Origin of the sequence: Streptococcus sp. SK140 (assembly GCF_000259525.1) — a bacterium.
Taxonomy (GTDB): domain Bacteria; phylum Bacillota; class Bacilli; order Lactobacillales; family Streptococcaceae; genus Streptococcus.
On the sequence record NZ_AJML01000021.1, the window covers coordinates 147935 to 166490 of the forward strand.

19 protein-coding genes and 2 other annotated features are annotated in these 18556 nt (G+C 41.2%); of the genes, 3 read left to right on the top strand and 16 right to left on the bottom strand.

Annotated features, from left to right (window positions below; genetic code table 11):
* Positions 1-2 precede the first annotated feature (2 nt).
* The 12 genes from HMPREF1116_RS05695 to HMPREF1116_RS05750 form a co-directional block, all read right to left on the bottom strand.
* Entirely contained in the window at positions 3-569 is a 567-nt protein-coding gene (locus HMPREF1116_RS05695; protein ID WP_000601917.1) for an aminodeoxychorismate/anthranilate synthase component II, read from the bottom strand.
* Positions 566-1927, bottom strand: coding sequence for an anthranilate synthase component I (gene trpE, locus HMPREF1116_RS05700; protein WP_000439674.1), 1362 nt, complete (start codon positions 1925-1927; stop codon positions 566-568). The genes HMPREF1116_RS05695 and trpE overlap by 4 nt, the downstream gene beginning before the upstream one ends.
* Before the next feature lie 71 nt (positions 1928-1998).
* Positions 1999-2224 (bottom strand) — a binding site (T-box leader).
* Positions 2221-3399: a tryptophan synthase subunit beta gene (gene trpB, locus HMPREF1116_RS0102140; RefSeq protein WP_000208448.1), complete on the bottom strand. Its 1179-nt coding sequence runs from the start codon at positions 3397-3399 to the stop codon at positions 2221-2223. It overlaps the preceding feature by 4 nt.
* 63 nt (positions 3400-3462) lie before the next feature.
* Positions 3463-3687, bottom strand: a binding site (T-box leader).
* A 66-nt stretch (positions 3688-3753) separates the two neighbouring features.
* Entirely contained in the window at positions 3754-4980 is a 1227-nt protein-coding gene (locus HMPREF1116_RS05710; protein WP_001127355.1) for a DegT/DnrJ/EryC1/StrS family aminotransferase, read from the bottom strand.
* Positions 4981-5020: 40 nt separating this feature from the next.
* Positions 5021-5713: a sugar transferase gene (locus tag HMPREF1116_RS05715; RefSeq protein WP_000922181.1), complete on the bottom strand. Its 693-nt coding sequence runs from the start codon at positions 5711-5713 to the stop codon at positions 5021-5023.
* Positions 5714-5818: 105 nt separating this feature from the next.
* Positions 5819-7561, bottom strand: a complete 1743-nt coding sequence (locus tag HMPREF1116_RS05720; RefSeq protein WP_001244861.1) for an ABC transporter ATP-binding protein — start codon at positions 7559-7561, stop codon at positions 5819-5821.
* Positions 7551-9296, bottom strand: coding sequence for an ABC transporter ATP-binding protein (locus HMPREF1116_RS05725; protein ID WP_000022632.1), 1746 nt, complete (start codon positions 9294-9296; stop codon positions 7551-7553). The genes HMPREF1116_RS05720 and HMPREF1116_RS05725 overlap by 11 nt, the downstream gene beginning before the upstream one ends.
* Before the next feature lie 54 nt (positions 9297-9350).
* Positions 9351-9986, bottom strand: coding sequence for a DUF421 domain-containing protein (locus HMPREF1116_RS05730; protein WP_000143808.1), 636 nt, complete (start codon positions 9984-9986; stop codon positions 9351-9353).
* Positions 9983-10438 (bottom strand): DUF3290 family protein, encoded by a 456-nt coding sequence (locus tag HMPREF1116_RS05735; RefSeq protein WP_000675345.1) that lies wholly within the window; start codon positions 10436-10438, stop codon positions 9983-9985. Before HMPREF1116_RS05735 ends, HMPREF1116_RS05730 begins: the two co-directional genes overlap by 4 nt.
* A gap of 125 nt (positions 10439-10563) precedes the next feature.
* Entirely contained in the window at positions 10564-11205 is a 642-nt protein-coding gene (locus tag HMPREF1116_RS05740; RefSeq protein ID WP_000694126.1) for an SdpI family protein, read from the bottom strand.
* Positions 11206-11472, bottom strand: a complete 267-nt coding sequence (locus HMPREF1116_RS05745; RefSeq protein WP_000006514.1) for an autorepressor SdpR family transcription factor — start codon at positions 11470-11472, stop codon at positions 11206-11208.
* A complete protein-coding gene (locus HMPREF1116_RS05750) occupies positions 11456-12355 on the bottom strand; it encodes a CPBP family intramembrane glutamic endopeptidase (protein ID WP_000066799.1) in 900 nt (299 codons plus the stop codon). The genes HMPREF1116_RS05745 and HMPREF1116_RS05750 overlap by 17 nt, the downstream gene beginning before the upstream one ends.
* 217 nt (positions 12356-12572) lie before the next feature.
* Between HMPREF1116_RS05750 and HMPREF1116_RS05755 the strand changes: the two genes are divergently transcribed.
* The 3 genes from HMPREF1116_RS05755 to HMPREF1116_RS05765 all read left to right on the top strand — a co-directional run bounded on the left by HMPREF1116_RS05755 (position 12573) and on the right by HMPREF1116_RS05765 (position 14562).
* Complete coding sequence (locus tag HMPREF1116_RS05755) at positions 12573-13400, top strand: exodeoxyribonuclease III (RefSeq protein WP_000767436.1); 828 nt, start codon at positions 12573-12575, stop codon at positions 13398-13400.
* A gap of 11 nt (positions 13401-13411) precedes the next feature.
* Positions 13412-13798, top strand: coding sequence for a bleomycin resistance protein (locus HMPREF1116_RS05760; RefSeq protein ID WP_000386133.1), 387 nt, complete (start codon positions 13412-13414; stop codon positions 13796-13798).
* A gap of 170 nt (positions 13799-13968) precedes the next feature.
* On the top strand, positions 13969-14562 hold the full coding sequence (locus HMPREF1116_RS05765; protein WP_001195901.1) for a helix-turn-helix domain-containing protein: 594 nt from the start codon (positions 13969-13971) through the stop codon (positions 14560-14562).
* Positions 14563-14668: 106 nt separating this feature from the next.
* Here the strand turns inward: HMPREF1116_RS05765 and HMPREF1116_RS05770 are convergent, their stop codons facing one another.
* The 4 genes from HMPREF1116_RS05770 to HMPREF1116_RS05785 form a co-directional block, all read right to left on the bottom strand.
* Complete coding sequence (locus HMPREF1116_RS05770; RefSeq protein WP_000651200.1) at positions 14669-15073, bottom strand: PaaI family thioesterase; 405 nt, start codon at positions 15071-15073, stop codon at positions 14669-14671.
* A gap of 69 nt (positions 15074-15142) precedes the next feature.
* Positions 15143-16624 (bottom strand): UDP-glucose--hexose-1-phosphate uridylyltransferase, encoded by a 1482-nt coding sequence (locus tag HMPREF1116_RS05775; RefSeq protein WP_000177031.1) that lies wholly within the window; start codon positions 16622-16624, stop codon positions 15143-15145.
* Entirely contained in the window at positions 16624-17283 is a 660-nt protein-coding gene (locus HMPREF1116_RS05780; protein ID WP_000340247.1) for an HAD family hydrolase, read from the bottom strand. Before HMPREF1116_RS05780 ends, HMPREF1116_RS05775 begins: the two co-directional genes overlap by 1 nt.
* A gap of 11 nt (positions 17284-17294) precedes the next feature.
* Entirely contained in the window at positions 17295-18473 is a 1179-nt protein-coding gene (locus tag HMPREF1116_RS05785) for a galactokinase (protein WP_000191955.1), read from the bottom strand.
* Positions 18474-18556: the final 83 nt, after the last annotated feature.

The window sequence follows — 18556 nt, forward strand, 5'->3', positions numbered from 1 at the left end:
CCTCACTTTACAACTTTCTCGATAAAATTCTGAATAGAAGATAGGCCATCTGGCGTTCCAATACTTTCTGGATGATACTGCAAGCCATAAATCGGAAGAGTTTTGTGTTGGATCCCCATAATGGCTTGGTCATCTGTCGAACGAGCTGTCACTTCAAACTCTTCTGGCATCTCTTCAATTAAAATACTGTGGTAACGCATGACTGGACGATTATCCTCGATTCCTTGATAGAGAACTGAAGGAGTCTCAAATCGAATCTGGCTTTGTTTACCGTGCATAACTTTAGGAGCCAAACCCAACTTACCACCGAAGACTTCTGCGATGGCTTGGTGCCCTAAACAAATCCCTAGAATCGGTTTCTTACCTGCAAAATCACGAATCATTTCTTCCATCTTCCCAGCATCAGCTGGCCAACCTGGGCCAGGAGAAAAGACCAGTCCATCTGCCTTTGTAGCTTCTTCATAAAGAGTTGGATCATCATTTCTCAAAACCTGAACTTCTGCGAAATTCCCAATGTATTGAGCCAAGTTATAGGTAAATGAATCATAATTATCAATCAATAAAATCATGGTCTTAGTTCTCCCATTCTAGTCATAGATTTAGCTTTGTTAATGGTTTCCTGGTATTCATTCTGAGCGATGGAATCATAAACAATTCCTGCACCAGCCTGTACATAGGCTGTTTTATTTTTAAGAATCATGGTTCGAATAGCAATGGCAAAGTCCATATCTCCAGTTGCTGAAAGGTAGCCGATAGCTCCGGCATAAACGCCTCGTTTCTCTGTTTCTAATTCATAAATGCGTTTCATAGCACGAATCTTAGGGGCCCCAGAAACTGTTCCTGCAGGAAGAGTCGCTTTCAAGGCATCCATGGCAGTCAGTTCTGGAAGCAAACGTCCTTTAACCACGCTGGTCAAATGCATGACATAGCGGAAAAGTTCCACTTCCATATACTTGGTTACTTGGACACTTGCTGTTTCAGCAATTCGACCGATATCATTGCGTCCTAGATCCACTAGCATTCGGTGTTCTGCCGTTTCCTTTTCATCAGAAAGTAGATCACTTGCAAGTGCTGCATCTTCCTCGTCATTGGCACCTCTAGGTCGCGTACCTGCAATCGGATTGGTTGTTACAATACCGTTTTTTACGGAAACCAAGCTCTCAGGACTGGCACCGATGATTTGATAATCTCTGAAGTCATAAAAGTAGAGGTAATTTGATGGATTTGTCACTCGGAGATTTCTGTAAAAGTCAAAAGGATTTCCAGTTACCTCTGCGGAGAAGCGTTGACTGAGCACGCATTGGAACATATCTCCATTGCGAATCAAGTCGCGAGCTGTTTCTACCATTTCTTCAAATTTCTGAGGAGCGATATGTGGTCTAAACTGAAGTGGAGAAACGTCCAAATCTTCAAATTCATTTGATGCTGGGATTTTTAACTCCTCTAAAACTTGATCCAAAGCCACTTCTAGCTCATCATTGCTTCGATCACTGTAGAGAGCATCCTCGATGATATGAATTTTTTCTTTCTTGTGGTCAAAAACTATGTAGCTCTCATAGACGAAGAAATGCATATCTGGCGTCCCAATCGTATCCTCAGGAAGCTGACCAATTTCTTCATAGAGAGAAATCATATCATATCCAACAAAGCCGATGGCTCCACCACCAAAAGGTAGGTCTGAATGGTGCTGGCTCTTATGAGTCACCTCATAGAGGAAATCCAAGGGGTCACGATCAATGACTTGCCCATTTTGATAAAGAACTCCATTTTCAAACTTAATTTCAAAAACTGGGTTATAGGCTAAGATAGAAAATCGAGCATTTTCCTTTTCTCTTGGGATACTTTCAAGTATAACCTTGTGTTGTCCATTTAAACGCATATACGCCAAGATTGGTGATAAAACATCTCCATGAATGATTCGTTCCATTGTAATTTCCCTTTCAGTTCTTCTTAAATTCCGTGTTTATTCTACAAAAAATCCCCACGCAAAATAACTTGCGTGAGGACGAAATTCGCGGTGCCACCTCAATTATAGGATTTCTCCTATCTCTCATTCCTGTCTCAGAACCTTCTTGTAACAGGCTGTGCGATAAAGGGCACTCCCTTGAGAATCATGTTTTCTTCTCTCATTTCAGACGGACCCAACCTTACAGCTTTCTCTGCTTGTTTTCAGCAACCACAAGCTCTCTGTGAGAGAAATCTCTGTATCTTTTCCATCTTTTATTTTTTATCTTCAAGGTAGTCTGCAATAGCAGCTACGTCCTTGTCTCCACGACCAGAGACATTAATGACGATAATCTCGTCTTTACTTAGTTTTGGTGCTCGTTTGACTGCTTCTGCAATAGCATGGGAGCTTTCAATAGCTGGGATAATTCCCTCAGTCTTGCTAAGTAAAAGCAAGGCTTGGACAGCTTCTTCATCAGTCGCTGCGACATACTCTACACGACCAGAGTCTTTAAAGAATGCGTGTTCTGGTCCAACCCCTGGATAGTCTAAACCAGCAGAGATAGAGTAAACAGGTGCAACATTTCCATCTTCGCCAAAGACTGCATAGGTTTTCATTCCATCGACAATCCCTACACTACCCTTGGTCATTGTTGCCGCGTGTTTGTCGGTATCTAAACCGTGACCAGCAGCTTCTACCCCAACCAATTTTACTTCTTCATCAGCTACATACTGTGAAAAAGCTCCGATAGCATTGGAACCACCGCCCACACAGGCAATGACGTAGTCTGGTAGACGTCCTTCTTTTTCCAAGATTTGACGACGTGATTCTTCACTAATAACCTTTTGGAATTCATGAACAATCGTTGGATAAGGATGAGGGCCTACAGCAGATCCTAAAACGTAGAAGGCTTCAAGGTCATTCATCCATGCTCCAAAGGCTGCATCAACCGCATCTTTGAGGGTACGAGTACCAGTTTCAACTGCGTGAACAGTTGCTCCCATCATCTCCATACGGAAGACATTGAGACGTTGACGCTCCACATCTTCTGCCCCCATGTAGACATCACATGCCATACCAAATTTGGCTGCAGCTGCAGCTGTCGCAACACCGTGCTGCCCAGCTCCTGTCTCAGCAATCACACGTTTTTTACCCATGCGTTTAGCAAGAAGGATTTGTCCAAGGACATTGTTAAGTTTGTGTGACCCAAGATGGTTAAGATCTTCACGCTTGAGATAAATCTTAGCTCCACCTAGGTGCTCTGTCAAACTTTCTGCAAAATAGAGCGGTGTTTCACGACCTGAATAATCCTTCAAGTAATGGCGAAACTCAGCTAAAAACTCTGGATCATCCTTGTATTTATCAAAAGTCACTTCCAACTCATCTAATAAAGCCTGAATTGGTTCTGGTACAAAACTACCACCAAACTGTCCAAAATAACCTTTAGTTGTCATAAATTTTTCCTCTTTTCCATTGTTCCAAAATATGAAAAAGCCCACACACGGAATCTACTTCCATGTGAGGGCGTTTGTAACGCGGTACCACCTCATTTGTAAAGAGAATATCCCCTTTACATCTCTGCCTTGTCTAACAACAAGTTGCACTGTAAGGTGTGCCTACCGAATTTTCATTGTTTCAAATTCACTTTTAAAATCAGCCCAATTTCACTAGTTCCAACCACCTGTTCACAGTAACCACAGGCTCCCTGAAGATTAAAAATAATTACTTTTCTGATTTGTTGAGTTAATTATATGTTATTGTTTTTTCTTTGTCAACCGTTTTCACTAATTTTTTACTAATTTTTTTAATTATTTTTGTGAAGCACCTAGAACTTCATCAGAAACTTTGACAAAAGTCTCAATGATATAATCTACTTCTTCATCCGTTAATTTGGTGTGAAGCGGTAGTGTAATCTCGTTTACAAAGTAGGCATAAGCTTTAGGATAGTTTGCCATGTCAAAGCCAAGATTCTTATAGGCAGTCAAAAGTGGAAGCGGTTTGTAGTGAACGTTACTTGCGATTCCAGCTTTGGCCAATTCTTGGATGATTTGATTACGTTGCTCAAGACTAGCACCTTCTACATGGGTAACATAAAGGTGACGACAAGATTCAACAGTATCTGTCTCATGCGCCAATGGGTGAATACGAGTTCCTGTAAATCCACGGTCATAGCGAGTTACGATTTCTTTTCGACGTTGAAGCAAGCTAGGATAACGATCCAATTGTACCAAACCAATTGAAGCCATGATATCCGTCATGTTGCACTTGTAGGCAGGAGTTACGATATCGTATTCCCATGAACCTAGTTGCATCTTAGCTAGCGCATCCTTCGTTTGACCATGAAGAGATAGGATTTGGAATTCCTTGTACATTTCTTCATCGTCAATAGCTGGATTAGCTTTCCAGGTCGCACTTCCTCCTTCAGCAGTTGTAAAATTCTTAACTGCGTGGAAAGAGAATGATGTAAAGTCTGCAATGGAACCAGCTGGTTGTCCCTTGTAGGTTGAACCCAAAGCATGGGCGCTATCTGATACAACAACGATACGGTTAAAGACTTTTTGCCACTTGCTAGTAGCTGTAAAGAGGTCACGTTTCTTCTCAACAACTTGGAACAAACGGTCATAGTCACAGATAATCCCTGCAAGTTCTACTGGGATGATAACCTTAGTCTTCTCAGTAATCGCTTGCTCAAGTTTGTCATAGTCCATTTCAAAGGTATCACCTTGGATATCAACCATTACTGGTGTCGCACCTACGTGAGTGATAACGCTACATGATGCTGTATAAGTCATAGCTGGAACGATAACTTCATCGCCAGGCCCCACTTCAAGCACGCGCAAGATCAATTCAAGAGCTGCTGTTGCAGAGTTAAGGCAGACTGTCTTAGGTGTCTGAGTATAGACGGACAGACGACGCTCCAATTCTTTTGTCTTAGGTCCTGTTGTAATCCAACCAGAACGGAGGGTATCTGCTACTTCAGCAATTTCTGCTTCGGTAATATCGGGTGGTGAAAATGGAATATTATACTTTGGCATTGTTTTACTCCTTTTATCGGTTTTCAATCTTAGGACTACTTTATTTTAAAACTTCAAATACAGTCTGGAACATGATTTTGATATCTCCGAAGAAATTAAAATCACGTAGGTAGGCTAGATTATAGTGCATCTTTTCTGGAAGGACTCTTTCGACATAAGCTTGGTCGACCGACATACCTTTTGCAGTCATTTGACTGATAATGGCATCCTCGTCCTTATAGTTAATGCTGGCAAGCGATGTAATCCCTGCTGGTAAGAGCAAGGTAGCCATCATTTCAGGGCTGTACTGCTCAGTATAGCGTGGTACTTCTGGACGAGTTCCCACAAAGGACATCTCTCCTTTGAGAACATTGACCAATTGTGGAAGTTCATCCAAACGAACACGGCGAATGAAATTTCCAACCTTGGTGATACGGCTGTCATTGGCAGAAGTTACTAGACTTCCTTTCTTGTCCGCATCGGTCACCATGGTCCGGAATTTCCAAATCTTGAAATGTCGGTTGTACTGGGTTACCCGCACTTGCTTGTAAATGACTGGACCCTTGCTATCTAGCTTGATCCAAATGCTTAGAATTAGAAATACGGGTGAGGTCAAGATTAACAAGACCAATGCTAGAAACAAATCTAGACAGCGCTTGAGAATCAGAGAGCCTTTTCTTTTAGAAACAAGCTGGTAGTATGGTTTTACCTCACTTAATTGCATTTCTTGAGGTAGTTCATCCCATTTCAGCATGCACATTCTCCTCTGTTTTTTAATATGTAATCTTTAAACATTCTACATTATACCACAAAATGAAAGAGGCAGTGCAAGAAATCTGTATTTTAAAGGAATTCTTCTCTAAGAAAGAGCCCCTGCCTGCAAACTATACATCTTGTGATAGGTTCCTCCCAAGGCTAAAAGTTCCTCGTGTGTGCCGCTCTCAATAATACGTCCCTTATCAAGGACATAGATACAGTTAGCATCCTGAATGGTAGAAAGACGATGGGCAATGGCAATGGTCGTCCGGCCCTGTCTCATCTTGGCTAGAGAATTTTGGACCAAGGCTTCTGTTTCAGAATCAATATTGGCTGTTGCTTCATCCAAAATCAGAATTTTCGGTTGACTGGCAACGGTTCTAGCAAAAGCAAGAAGCTGACGTTGACCAGTTGAGAAACTCGAACCACGCTCAGACACAGGGGCATCATAGCCTAATGGAAGATCCCGAATGAAAGAATCTGCATCGACAAATTCTGCCGCAGCCTTAACCTGATCATCGCTGATATCTTGGTACATAGCGATATTGGACTTGATGGTCCCATGATAGAGGAAGGGTTCCTGTAGGACAAGACCGATATTTTTTCTCAATTCCTCTTGGCTATACTTACGAATATCCACACCATCTAGGAGAACTCGACCAGACTGGAATTCATAAAAGCGCATGAGAACATTAATGATAGAAGATTTCCCAGAACCTGTATGTCCGACAAAGGCAATAGTTTCACCTTTATTGACGGTAAAGGAGATATCATCGAGAATCTGATGTTTTCCGTCATAAGAGAAAGACACATGTTCAAAACGGATATTTCCTTCTTGAATCTCCGCTTGTCCATCTTCTTGGACCGGTTCATAGTTGGTCTCATCGATAAGTGCAAAAACACGACCTGCTGACACCATAGATGTCTGAAGTGTAGAAAAGTTTTGTGTTACCTCGATGAGGGGGTCAAAGAGACGATTGATATACTGGATAAAGGCATACATGGTTCCTGCTGTTATGCCTAAATAAAGACCACGATAACCAAAGTAAGCCATCAAAACCGCATAGCCCAAAAGCTTCAACAAACTCATAGCTGGACGTAAAAAGAGGGAGTCCAAAGCTACTGAACGGTTGGCGTAGACCAGATGTTCCTGGTTTATCCCATCAAACTCTTCTTGCAGGCGCTTTTCTTGATTAAAGGCTTGAATAATGCGAATCCCTTCGATATTTTCAGCCAGCTTACTGTTAATATCTGACAAGAGACTTCTGGTTTTTTCGATAACCTTGACGGATTTTTTACGGTAGAGATTGACCAAGAGGAAAATCAAGGGTAAAAAGAGTAGAACCAAAGCTGTCAGACGATAGTCCAGAACAAGCATGGTATAAAGGGTTGTCACAAAGATAAAGACTGCTGAGACAAAGCTGGATAAAATTCCTGAAAACATATCACTAATAGTCTCAGTGTCATTGGTCAAACGCGAAACGATAGAACCTGCAGGTGTTTTATCAAAATAAGACATGCCTAGCTTTTCCATATTGGCAAAGGCATCACGTCGAATGTCTCTAACAATGCTGTAGGACACACGCGCAAAGAGAAGGTTCCCCACATACTGGACAATGGTTTGAAGAATGTAGAGACCATAGTAGGCTAGCAAAACTGTAACAGCGAGCTGGTTGAGATTATGCAGATACTGGTCGATAAAGTGCGAAGCTACCAAGGGGATGATACTCTTGATAACAGTCGTCGTAAGGAGAAAAGCGAGTGCTAAAAAGGTGAGGAGACCGTAAGGCTTGAGATAGGACAACAAGCGTTTCAATACAGCCAATTGTTCTTGTTTATTGCGCATCTTCTTCTCCTTTCATTTCTAATTGTTGTGACTGGTAGGTTTGTGCGTACCAACCATCCAAGGCTAGTAAGTCTTCATGGGTGCCTCGTTCAATGATGCGACCATTTTGCATGACCAAAATCAAATCCGCATGGACAACTGCACTGAGGCGATGGGCAGTGATAATGGTTGTCTTGTCCTTGCGAGTTTCCTTGAGATTATCGATAATTGCGAACTCTGTCTTGGCATCTACCGCCGATAAGGAATCGTCTAAAATCAAGATATCAGGATTTAAAATCATAGCCCGACTCATGGCAAGACGTTGCTTTTGTCCACCAGATAGACTGACACCTTTTTCACCGATAACCGTGTAAAATCCCTGGGGCATGTCTTGAATATCTTGATAGACTTGAGCCAGTTTGGTTACTTTCTCTACTTCTGAGAAAGGCAGGTCAGGATTTCCAAAACGGATATTATCTAGGATAGAGCTGGCAAAGAGAAATTGATCCTGTGGGACATATCCCATCAAACTACGCAAGTCAGCTAGTCGATAGTCACGAATGTCATGGCCATTTAGATAAATGGATCCTTGATCAACGTCATACTCACGTAGGAGCAACTTAATCAAAGCGGTTTTTCCTGAACCAGTCTGTCCAACTAAGCCCAGAGTTTGCCCTTTTTCGAGACTAAAATGAATATCTTTCAGTGTCTCCTCGTCTTCAAAGGCAAAACTATCAATGGCATAGTCCAAACGCCCGTTTTCAATCCCGTCAAGTGGAGATTCTGGGTCTTTGACAGGTGATTCTTGGGACAATAGACTCTCAATCCGTTGATAAGAAACTTTTCCTCTCTGAGTGATATTAAAGAGGAAACCAATCGCCATCAAAGGCCAGACCAACATATCCAAGTAAGAGATAAAGGTAACCAGATTCCCAACGGTTACTTGTCCCGCTTGCACCATAAAGGCACCGACTAAGAGAGTTAAGGCATAAGAAGAACCAACAAAGAGCAAAACCATCGGGTCAAAGAGGCTATCATATTTCATGGTTTGCAGATTTTTTTGGAAGGTCAAATCATTGACTTCCTGGAAAGATGCCAATTCATCAGACTGATAACCAAAGGACTTGGTTACCTTAATACCTGATACAGACTCCTGAACCTTATTGTTGAGTTCAGAAAAGGCTGCTTGTGATTCTCCGAAAGCCTTATGGGTCTTTCTCCCCAAACGACTAGTCGCATAGGCCATAAATGGCAAGGGAAGAATAGCAACCAAGGTCATCTGCCACGAGATGCTAAAGAGCATGGTTAGTAAAGTCACCAAGGCTGTGATCGAGGCATCCACCGCCGACATGACACCTCCACCGGCTAGACGAGTCAGAGCATTGATATCATTAGTTGCGTGAGCCATCAAATCCCCTGTTCGATAATTCTGATAAAAAGCAGGCGACATTTTTGTAAAGTGCTCAAATAGTCTTGAACGCATGATTTGTCCCAGTCGGTAGGAGGTTCCTAGGATATACATGCGCCAAACGTAACGCAGATAGTACATCCCGAAAGCAGCGAGCAGGAGATAAAAGAGATGAAGCAAGAGCTCATCCTGTGTTAATCGTCCTGAAGTAATGGCATCAATTACGCGCCCCATAACCATCGGTGGGATGAGGTTGAGCACAGAAACCAAGACTAGAGCCACAATTCCAACGAGGTAACGACGTTTTTCTAACTTAAAAAACCACCAGAGTTTTTGGATAATAGACATAAAATTCCTTTCTAATGACAAATGGAAACCTGAGGCATGAACCCCAGGTTTTTCTTATTCATAGGTGACGACACTTAGTTGACCCTTGTCATACTCAGCGATAAAGATATTGGCCACATTATCATACCCTTGCTTATTCAGATGATCTATGAGCCATTCTTCCGTTAAGCTGAGAGTATCGAGGACATCCGACTGAATGACACCATCTGTGATGACAGGAAACTTAGGATTTTCATCTCCATTTTGTACTACAATCAGCTGACCGTTTTGCTCTTGGACAGCACGCTTGACTTCTTTAAGCTGGAAGATACCTTGACTACGAAGTTTAAGGGCTACGTCAGAAGCTGATAAGCCAACAGATCGACAGGCTTCTGGATCGATTTCCCCATTTTTGATGAGTAGGGTTGGTTTTCCATCAATCATTTGTTTTACAAAGTCAACGTTATTAGTGAGCCACTTGAGAAGCAAAACTAAAATCGTCCACATAATCAAGATAACTGCATACTGAAGGATGGTAATAGAGCTATTATAGATAACTCCACCGATGATTCCCCCAAGAACATAGTTTTGGATTTGGTCAATTGCTGAGTTGGGCGCTAGATTTCCCTTCCCTGTCACGTTGATAACAAAGACAAGAGATACAAGACCTAAAGCCAGTTTAATCAGAATTTCGATATAGTTAAATGTCATTTGTTTGCCTCCACTAATTCAATGTCACTTGTTTGATACAAGTCAAGTTTTTCCAAGAGATATTTATCCGGCTCACTGCCGCTTAAGGCACGGTAGAATTTGTCTCCTACCTTGAGAAGGGCACCATCTGTCGTTGCAGAAGTATTGACGTAGACCTCTGATTTATCCACCCCTAAATCCTCAGAAACAACTTCTATAAAATGAAGTGAAGTTTGAAATTGGTTGTTGGAAGCTTGATTTGACTGATATGTAGATATAATACCGAGAATGACAGCCAGTAAAGCCAAAGACGAGATCATCACCAACTCGCGAAACTTGGTTCCTCGATGGTCGCGGTAAGCCTTAAAAGCAAAAAATCCAGTGATGGCAAGCAAGAATACTCCAAAACCAATCATGACACTATTTTGTTGGCCAATCTGGCTCAAGACATATTCATATGAGTAAAATTTCATTTGTTTTCAATCCTTTACATAAATCATTCTTTATTATAAAGGAATGACCTTGATTTTTCAAACTATACGTTGGGGAATTACGCGTATCAGACCAACTTCTCTAACTAACGACTCAAATACCTATTTCAAGATTCTGATTTTGATAATTGATAAGAATAGACACTAGGAATTATCACTACAAAGAAAAGTGTCAAGAAGAATACCCAGTAAACATATAGCTGAACAAAGGCATTTAGAAACAATAACAATCCTCCTAATACCCAAATTTTTCCAGCTATGCGATGCGTTTTGCTCCAGTTCTCATCATTCTCCAAAGTCCACGGAAGTCGAATACCGATTATATAATTTCGGCGTGTTTTGGGTAGATAATTTCCAATTACAATCATGATGACTCCCATAAAAATCTGAGCTAGAATTCCACTCATCATAGAATAACCCAAAGATACTCCGTAGATAGAAATCATCGATAGACAAGATACAAAAGGAATAATCCAGTAAATCAAAAGTTGTATTTTTGAACTAATATTGCTGGACTTAGGATCCTTGATCATCAAGAATAGAATCAACCAATGCATCAAAAGCATGAGAGCCGGTAATCCAAAGATAGCAAACATTTTATGATCGTAGCCATCTGCTTGTCCCAGTAGATTAAAATGAGTCGGCATCTTCTCTGGTAGTTGAAACCAGAGAACACAACCTACAAGGGTAGGCAGTAAGATAAGAAGGCTAGTATATAATACCAATTTCTTATTGATTTTTATCTTCATCTAAAAATCTCCTTTCAGTTCTGCTAACCACACCATCATATCCTCTAAAACTGATGTATTTAACTCATAATAAATAAAGTTTTTCTCTTTCATTTCACGAATCAAATCCGCTGCTTTCAAAATCGTAAGGTGGTGTGAAATTGTTGCACCAGTTAACTCAAAATGACTGGCAATTTCTCCTGCAGATAATCTGCCTGTTTTAAGCAAATTCAAAATCTCCCTCCTGACTGGATGAGATAAAGCTTTAAAGCTATTTGCAAAACTCATGGTGCTTCCTTTCTATTCGCAATATCAGTAAGGCAAGGAATAAGCAGGGTAGCACTGCTATCAATCCTGCTGGTGACGGACCAAAAATCAAGAGGCTTGAAGCTTTTTCTCCAGGCAGTTGAAAGAGTAATCCAAAACCTGCAGTTGCATTGATTGCCCCATGAAATAGTGCTGAAGCCCAGATAGATCCTGTTTTTTCCATCAACCAACTCAACAATATTCCTATGCTAAAACAAAATAGAAACATGGCAACAATTCCCAAAACGGGATATGAAAAATAAGTTAGTCCATAATTATAGCCTTGCAAATTGATTGGTAAATGCCATAGACTCCAAATGAGACCAAGCAAGACATGAGTCTGTACTAGTGAAAAGCGTTCTCTTAGAGCTGGGTAAAGATAACCACGCCAACCAATTTCCTCTCCCAATGCAAATAAGCTATTAAGAAAAGGAGCGTAGGTTAAACTAGCTAGCATTTGAATCAAGACCAAGGAAGATAGGGGGATCGGTGATTGAAGTACTCCTTTTTCTTGTAAGATGGCTTGAATAAATTCAAAACCAAGGCTGAAATTGTTAGGAAATACAAGAAAATAAAGTCCTGCTCCTAAGAAACTGATAACTGCTGGCAACCAGATAGCTAGTAAGTAAAAGCGCCAGTTCCTCTTGAGATTCACGACTAATTTAGACTTGATTCCACTAGGTTTTTTCGTTATTTTCCCTAAGAGAAAGACTGCAAGCGCAGGCATCCACATGGCCACAATACTAGCAAGCTGACTCCATGGAGAATTTAGTCCAATACCACTTATCCATAGTGCCAACCATATTATCCAAGCAAGACCATAAGACAAGACCACAAAAAGAAGGATTGTTCTCTTATTTGACATATTTGTAACTTCACTTTCTATTTAGATGTTTTTCTAAATAATATTATATACCTTTCCACTCCAAATACAAGAACTATTTAGATTTTTTTCAAAATAGTTGCGAGAATTTTTGTTTTCTAAGGATAAAGTTTAAAGAGTGAGTTTACGAACTAGAAACTCGCTGGCTTTACTTTTTTTTGATAAAATATAAGAAATACATCTAGAAAAGGTACACACTATGAAACTAATCTCATGGAACATTGATTCCCTCAATGCAGCGTTGACGAGTGACTCTGCGCGTGCGAAATTGTCACAAGACGTCCTCCAAACCTTGGTAGCCGAAGATGCTGATATTATCGCTATCCAAGAAACCAAGCTTTCAGCAAAAGGCCCTACAAAAAAACACCTTGAGGTACTGAAAGAACTCTTCCCAGGTTACGAAAACACCTGGCGTTCCTCTCAAGAGCCTGCCCGTAAAGGCTATGCTGGAACCATGTTCCTCTATAAGAAAGAACTGACCCCAACTGTTAGCTTCCCAGAAATTGGCGCACCTTCTACTATGGACTTGGAAGGCCGCATCATTACTTTGGAATTTGATACATTTTTCGTGACTCAGGTCTACACACCAAATGCTGGGGATGGTCTCAAACGCTTGGAAGAACGTCAAGTCTGGGACGTCAAATATGCGGAATACTTGGCTGAACTAGACAAGCAAAAGCCTGTCCTAGCAACTGGAGACTACAACGTTGCCCACAAGGAAATTGACCTTGCCAACCCAGCCAGCAACCGTCGTTCACCAGGTTTCACAGACGAAGAACGTGAAGGATTTACAAACCTTTTAGCCAAAGGATTTACAGATACCTTCCGCCATATCCATGGCGATGTGCCAGAACGCTATACTTGGTGGGCACAACGCAGCAAAACTTCAAAAATCAACAACACAGGCTGGAGAATCGACTACTGGCTCACAAGTAACCGTGTGGCAGACAAGGTTACCAAGTCAGATATGATTGACTCAGGCGCACGCCAAGACCATACACCGATTGTCTTGGAGATTGAATTGTAAGGAGTTTCTTTATGGACTACAATGCAGTTATTCCCGAGTTTATGGTCTCAAATATAGAACAGTCCCGTTCCTTCTACTGTGATTTGTTGGGTTTTACTATCGAATACGAACGACCAGAAGAAAACTTTCTCTTCCTATCTCTTGAAGATTGCCAACTAATGCTAGAGGAGGGGAGTAAGGAGGAACTAGCTGAACTAAACTACCCCTTTGGTCGTGGAGTCAACATCTCCTTTGGCATAGAGGATGTCCCTCGACTCTATCAGAAAGTAATAGAGTCTAACTATCCTATTCATCGTCCTTTGACCAAAAGAGAATTTCGTGTTGGTGAACAATATATCTATCCTCATGAATTTGCAGTTTTAGACCCAGATGGCTATTTTTTAAGATTTAGTGAATAAGAAAAAGGAGGCTGATAGCCTCTTTTTCAGTAGGTAAACATGAATTGACAGACCTGTAAATCCATTGACCAAAATCTTTGCTAAAGCCTATGAAATCAGTATGTCAAAGAACTTTGATAGCCGTTTTTTGTATAATTGAGTAGAATGAAATCAGAAAGCGAGGAAATTTTATGCAAGTCGGAAAACAAATCCAGCGCTATCGTAAAGAGAAAAAATTATCTCAAGATGATTTAGCTGAAATAATTTTTGTCAGTCGCCAATCCATTTCCAACTGGGAACGCGGCGCGACTTACCCTGATATTCAAAACCTACTCTTGCTGAGCAAGATCTTTGAAGTGTCATTGGACAAACTAGTAAAAGGAGATTTGGAAACTATGAAACAAATTATTCACGATCAAGAGTTTATACGTTATCAAAAAGATGGAATAATCGTTAGCATACTGCTATTTGGTTTTCCTATCATCAGCATACCCTTAATTCTTTATTTGGATTGGTACGGTATCGCTATTAGTTGCTTGATTTTTGCTATCGCTATGTTCTACGCCCTACGCATTGAAAAATTCAAGAAACAGCATAATCTTCGCACCTACCGACAGATTGTTGCCTATGTTCAAGGACGTAACCTAAGCGAGATTGAAGAAGCTGAAGAAAGGGGTAAAGCTCCCTACCAAAGAATCACGCTTCCCATTCTTTTTGGCCTTGGAATTGGCGCTATTGCTCTGTTATTTTATTGGCTCTTACTTACTTTCTTCCCTATAAAATAAAAGCGAAGTCATCAGACCTCGCTTTTTAAATGTATTAAAATTTATAGAGTTGTGGATAGTAAACACACTCTGGGTTTTTAGGGCGTAGCTATCTACTCATTTTAATTTATATCCTCACCTGTCTATCTTCAGATCGTTGGCCTGTAACAAACATGGTGAAGGTTGCCTTGCAGACATTTCGGCCTTCTTGGTTAGTGATATCAACATCGACGACACAAGTGGTACGTCCATGATGGACACATTCTCCTTTGATAGTGAGAAGGTCCCCTAGATTTCCAGCTTTCAGATAGTTGATAGAAGACTGGAGCGTCACTCCATCTAAGCCAAGCGAAATCACCACAAGTCCACTGATTTGGTCACAAAGGGTAAATAGATAGCCTCCATGGGCATTCCCATAATAGTTGAGTGAGGAGTCCACTACTTTTGTCGTCACCACAACGTGACCATCTCTCATTTTTTCAATTTCGTAGTTTTCAAAGGCAGATATAGCGTCAAAGTGAAAATCTTTCATACTTTCCTCCTGATGTTTCAAACGACACTATGATACTACTTTTCAAGACTCTACGCAAGGGAGAAGCACTTATTCGGGCAAAATACCAACCTGCTCGACAAAGCGCATAAAGGCTGCTTGTCCTTCTTCTGTTTGCTTATAAACTCCTGCATCTTCCAATACCCGAGCGAAGATTTTACCTACAGATTCTTGGACGATTTCAAGAGCTTGGTCTTTATCAGTCAATCCAGGATGACTTTCTTTCAACTCATCTGCCCATTTTTTGTGATAATCTGCAACTGGAACATCCTCTCCGACTAGGTAAGTTGCTACTTGCTCCACTTCTTCCTTCAATCGTGGTGGCAAGATTGCCAAACCCATGACCTCTATCAAGCCGATATTTTCCTTCTTGATATGTTGGACATCCTTATGAGGATGATAGATGCCGTCTGGATGCTCTGGAGAGGTTTGATTGTCCCGCAAGACCAAATCCAACTCAAACTGCCCATCTCGTTTACGGGCTATCGGTGTGATGGTGTGATGCGGTATTCCATTGCTTTCCGCTAAGACCTGCATACTTGGATCTGAGTACCGACGCCAAGAAAGTAAGATTTTCTCAGCAAGATTGGTCAAATCGTATTTTGAATCTGAGGTCAATCGAATGACGGACATAGGCCACTGAACAATCCCTGCTTTGACAGATTCAAAACCTTCAAAGGTAAAACTTTTCTGTAAAGGAGCCACTTCCATTGGGAATACATGGCGCCCACCTTGGTAATGATCATGGGTCAAGATTGAACCACCTACGATAGGTAGGTCCGCATTCGAGCCTGCAAAATAGCCTGGGAACTGCTCCACAATTGCTAACAAACGCTCAAAACTTTGACGACTAATAGCCATGGGACGATGTTGGCTGTCTAGGAAAATACAGTGCTCATTAAAGTAAGCGTAAGGCGAATACTGGAAGCCCCACTCCTGCCCAGAAATATCAAAACGAATGATGCGATGATTGCTTCTAGCAGGATGATTGACACGACCATGGTAGCCTTCATTTTCCATACAGAGCTGACATTGAGGATAGTTGCTAGACTTGACTAACTTAGCAGCCGCGATCTCCTTTGGATCCTTTTCAGGCTTAGACAGATTGATGGTAATCTCCAGTTCACCATAGTCAGACGGTACACGATAAGCAATATTCTTTGCGATGGCCTTTAGTTTGATGTAGTCATTCTTCTGACTGAGTTGGTAGAAATCCGCAATCGCCTGCTCTGGCGACTGGGCATAGGTAGACCAAAAATCACGATTGACCTGACTTGGACAAGGGGTTACCAAGTCCATGAGGTCGGCACCGAGAATCTCACGCGCAGCCAGACTATCTTCAATCGTTTCCAAGCGAACTGCTTCCTCAACAAGCTGATCTTTAAGGTCAATCAAATTATCTTGGTCAGTCTTAACTTCCAGAGCACCATCTCCAACCAAAGCCAAGACACGATTGGTCATATAGATACGATCCAACTCTTCAAAGGTACTTTCTGCAATGACTTTGGTAACAAATGTTTCTACTAAGGTCACTAGAAAACCTCCTTCTTACTTTCTAAATAGTCTCTAACAGCATCCAAATCCTGAAAAACTTGTTCTGTTTTATTTAAGAAAGACTGTGCTGGTATTTTTAAATCTGGAATACAAATAACTGGAATCCCAGCTCTAGATGCCGCTTCAATCCCTGCTTCACTATCCTCTAGTACCAAGCAATTCTCTGGTAAAACATTCAAATCACTACAAGCCTTTAAAAATATATCAGGGTATGGTTTGCTTCGCTTTACATCTTTTGCAAAAACTAGATGGTCAAATAGGGATAATATACCATTGCTATCCAAAATCATTTTAGCTCGAGATTCAACACTTGATGTTGCTAAAGCGATTGGAATGCCTTCTCTTTGCAAATAAGTAAGCAAATTTTTAGCACCTTTTTTTAAATTTACACCTTTGGCTAAGATTTGAGCTTCCAGTTCATAAACTTTAGCCAAGGTTTGGTCAAAGTTCCAAGGTAAATCATAGGTGTCCAAAAATCGTTGAACATTCTCCTCTTCCCTATGTCCACTGTAGTCTCTAGAATAAGTTTCTTCTGTGAAAGGAATTCCAAAATCTCTAAGCAATTCTTGATAAACTTTTAGAGAAATGATCTCAGTATCAGCTAATAAGCCATCTAAATCAAATATTACAGCGTCCATTTACTGCTCTCCTAGTCTAAAACGCGAGTACCACCTGCAACTTCAGCGATATAGAAGCTTGGAGCATAGCCAACGATTTCCTCATAGTGTTTGCCAACAGCTTCCTTGAAGGCTTCAACCGCATCTTTTTGAACCAAGGCAATGGCACAACCACCAAAACCTGCTCCTGTCATACGAGCACCAAGAACACCTTCTTGAGCCCAAGCTGTATGAACAAGAGTATCCAATTCCAAGCCAGTCACTTCATAGTCATGCTCAAGAGAAACGTGAGACGCATTCATCAAACGACCAAACTTGTCCAAATCTCCCGCTTGAAGTGCTGCTTGCGCTTTAAGGGTACGTTGATTTTCAAGAACTGCGTGGCGAGCACGTTTCAAACGATTTGCGTCTTTGATCAGGTAGCTGTATTCATCAAAAGCCCATTCATCCAATTCGCCTAAAGTCTGGATATCCAAGGCCACTTGAAGTTCTTCCACTGCCTTTTCACATTCAGCACGGCGTTCATTATATTTAGAATCTGCTAGTTCACGACGCTTATTGGTATTCATGATCACAACAACATTGTCTTTCAAATCAAGTGGAACCAAGTCGTATTCTAGAGTATTTGTATCTAGGTAAATAGCTCGTTGATCTGCTCCCATACCGATAGCAAATTGGTCCATGATACCAGAGTTAACACCGATAAAGTTATTTTCTGTTAGTTTTCCGATTTTAACTAAGTCTAGACGGTCCAATTTTAGGTCAAAGAGGTATTCTGCTACGACACCAGTCAAAAGCTCCAAGGATGCTGAAGAAGACAAGCCCGCACCATTTGGGATATTCCCAAAGACATAGAAATCAAAACCTTTGTCAATCACATGCCCAGCTTCTTGCAAGAAATGAAGGACACCTTTTGGATAGTTGGTCCAGTTGTGCTCTTTCTCAAACTTAAGGTCAGCTAGAGGAACTTCGATAATTCCTTTGTCCTCAAAGTTTGCTGAGTAGAAACGCAAGACTTGGTCATCACGTTTACGAGCAGCCCCATAAGTTCCAAGTGAGATAGCTGCTGGAAAAACATGACCACCGTTATAGTCAGTATGTTCCCCAATCAAGTTGATGCGCCCTGGCGAAAAGAAGGTTTGGTCTGCTTCTTGACCAAAAACAGCAAGGAAATCCTTGCGAAGTGCTTCAGCAGTAAGATGTTGTGTCATATGAATTCTCCTTTTACGAAATATTAGGTAAAAAAGTTTATCCTGTAATCGTTTTCTTCTATTGTACCCAAGGGTTTTGCTTA

What these genes read in the sequence shown, in the direction of transcription:
- HMPREF1116_RS05770 (WP_000651200.1), bottom strand. Translation starts at nt 15,073, where the DNA reads ATGAAAGATTTTCACTTTGACGCTATATCTGCCTTTGAAAACTACGAA.
- HMPREF1116_RS05730 (WP_000143808.1), bottom strand. Translation starts at nt 9,986, where the DNA reads ATGACATTTAACTATATCGAAATTCTGATTAAACTGGCTTTAGGTCTT.
- HMPREF1116_RS05735 (WP_000675345.1), bottom strand. Translation starts at nt 10,438, where the DNA reads ATGAAATTTTACTCATATGAATATGTCTTGAGCCAGATTGGCCAACAA.
- HMPREF1116_RS05750 (WP_000066799.1), bottom strand. Translation starts at nt 12,355, where the DNA reads ATGTCAAATAAGAGAACAATCCTTCTTTTTGTGGTCTTGTCTTATGGT.
- trpB (WP_000208448.1), bottom strand. Translation starts at nt 3,399, where the DNA reads ATGACAACTAAAGGTTATTTTGGACAGTTTGGTGGTAGTTTTGTACCA.
- HMPREF1116_RS05725 (WP_000022632.1), bottom strand. Translation starts at nt 9,296, where the DNA reads ATGTCTATTATCCAAAAACTCTGGTGGTTTTTTAAGTTAGAAAAACGT.
- trpE (WP_000439674.1), bottom strand. Translation starts at nt 1,927, where the DNA reads ATGGAACGAATCATTCATGGAGATGTTTTATCACCAATCTTGGCGTAT.
- HMPREF1116_RS05780 (WP_000340247.1), bottom strand. Translation starts at nt 17,283, where the DNA reads ATGGACGCTGTAATATTTGATTTAGATGGCTTATTAGCTGATACTGAG.
- HMPREF1116_RS05755 (WP_000767436.1), top strand. Translation starts at nt 12,573, where the DNA reads ATGAAACTAATCTCATGGAACATTGATTCCCTCAATGCAGCGTTGACG.
- HMPREF1116_RS05740 (WP_000694126.1), bottom strand. Translation starts at nt 11,205, where the DNA reads ATGAAGATAAAAATCAATAAGAAATTGGTATTATATACTAGCCTTCTT.
- HMPREF1116_RS05785 (WP_000191955.1), bottom strand. Translation starts at nt 18,473, where the DNA reads ATGACACAACATCTTACTGCTGAAGCACTTCGCAAGGATTTCCTTGCT.
- HMPREF1116_RS05745 (WP_000006514.1), bottom strand. Translation starts at nt 11,472, where the DNA reads ATGAGTTTTGCAAATAGCTTTAAAGCTTTATCTCATCCAGTCAGGAGG.
- HMPREF1116_RS05710 (WP_001127355.1), bottom strand. Translation starts at nt 4,980, where the DNA reads ATGCCAAAGTATAATATTCCATTTTCACCACCCGATATTACCGAAGCA.
- HMPREF1116_RS05695 (WP_000601917.1), bottom strand. Translation starts at nt 569, where the DNA reads ATGATTTTATTGATTGATAATTATGATTCATTTACCTATAACTTGGCT.
- HMPREF1116_RS05760 (WP_000386133.1), top strand. Translation starts at nt 13,412, where the DNA reads ATGGACTACAATGCAGTTATTCCCGAGTTTATGGTCTCAAATATAGAA.
- HMPREF1116_RS05765 (WP_001195901.1), top strand. Translation starts at nt 13,969, where the DNA reads ATGCAAGTCGGAAAACAAATCCAGCGCTATCGTAAAGAGAAAAAATTA.
- HMPREF1116_RS05715 (WP_000922181.1), bottom strand. Translation starts at nt 5,713, where the DNA reads ATGCTGAAATGGGATGAACTACCTCAAGAAATGCAATTAAGTGAGGTA.
- HMPREF1116_RS05720 (WP_001244861.1), bottom strand. Translation starts at nt 7,561, where the DNA reads ATGCGCAATAAACAAGAACAATTGGCTGTATTGAAACGCTTGTTGTCC.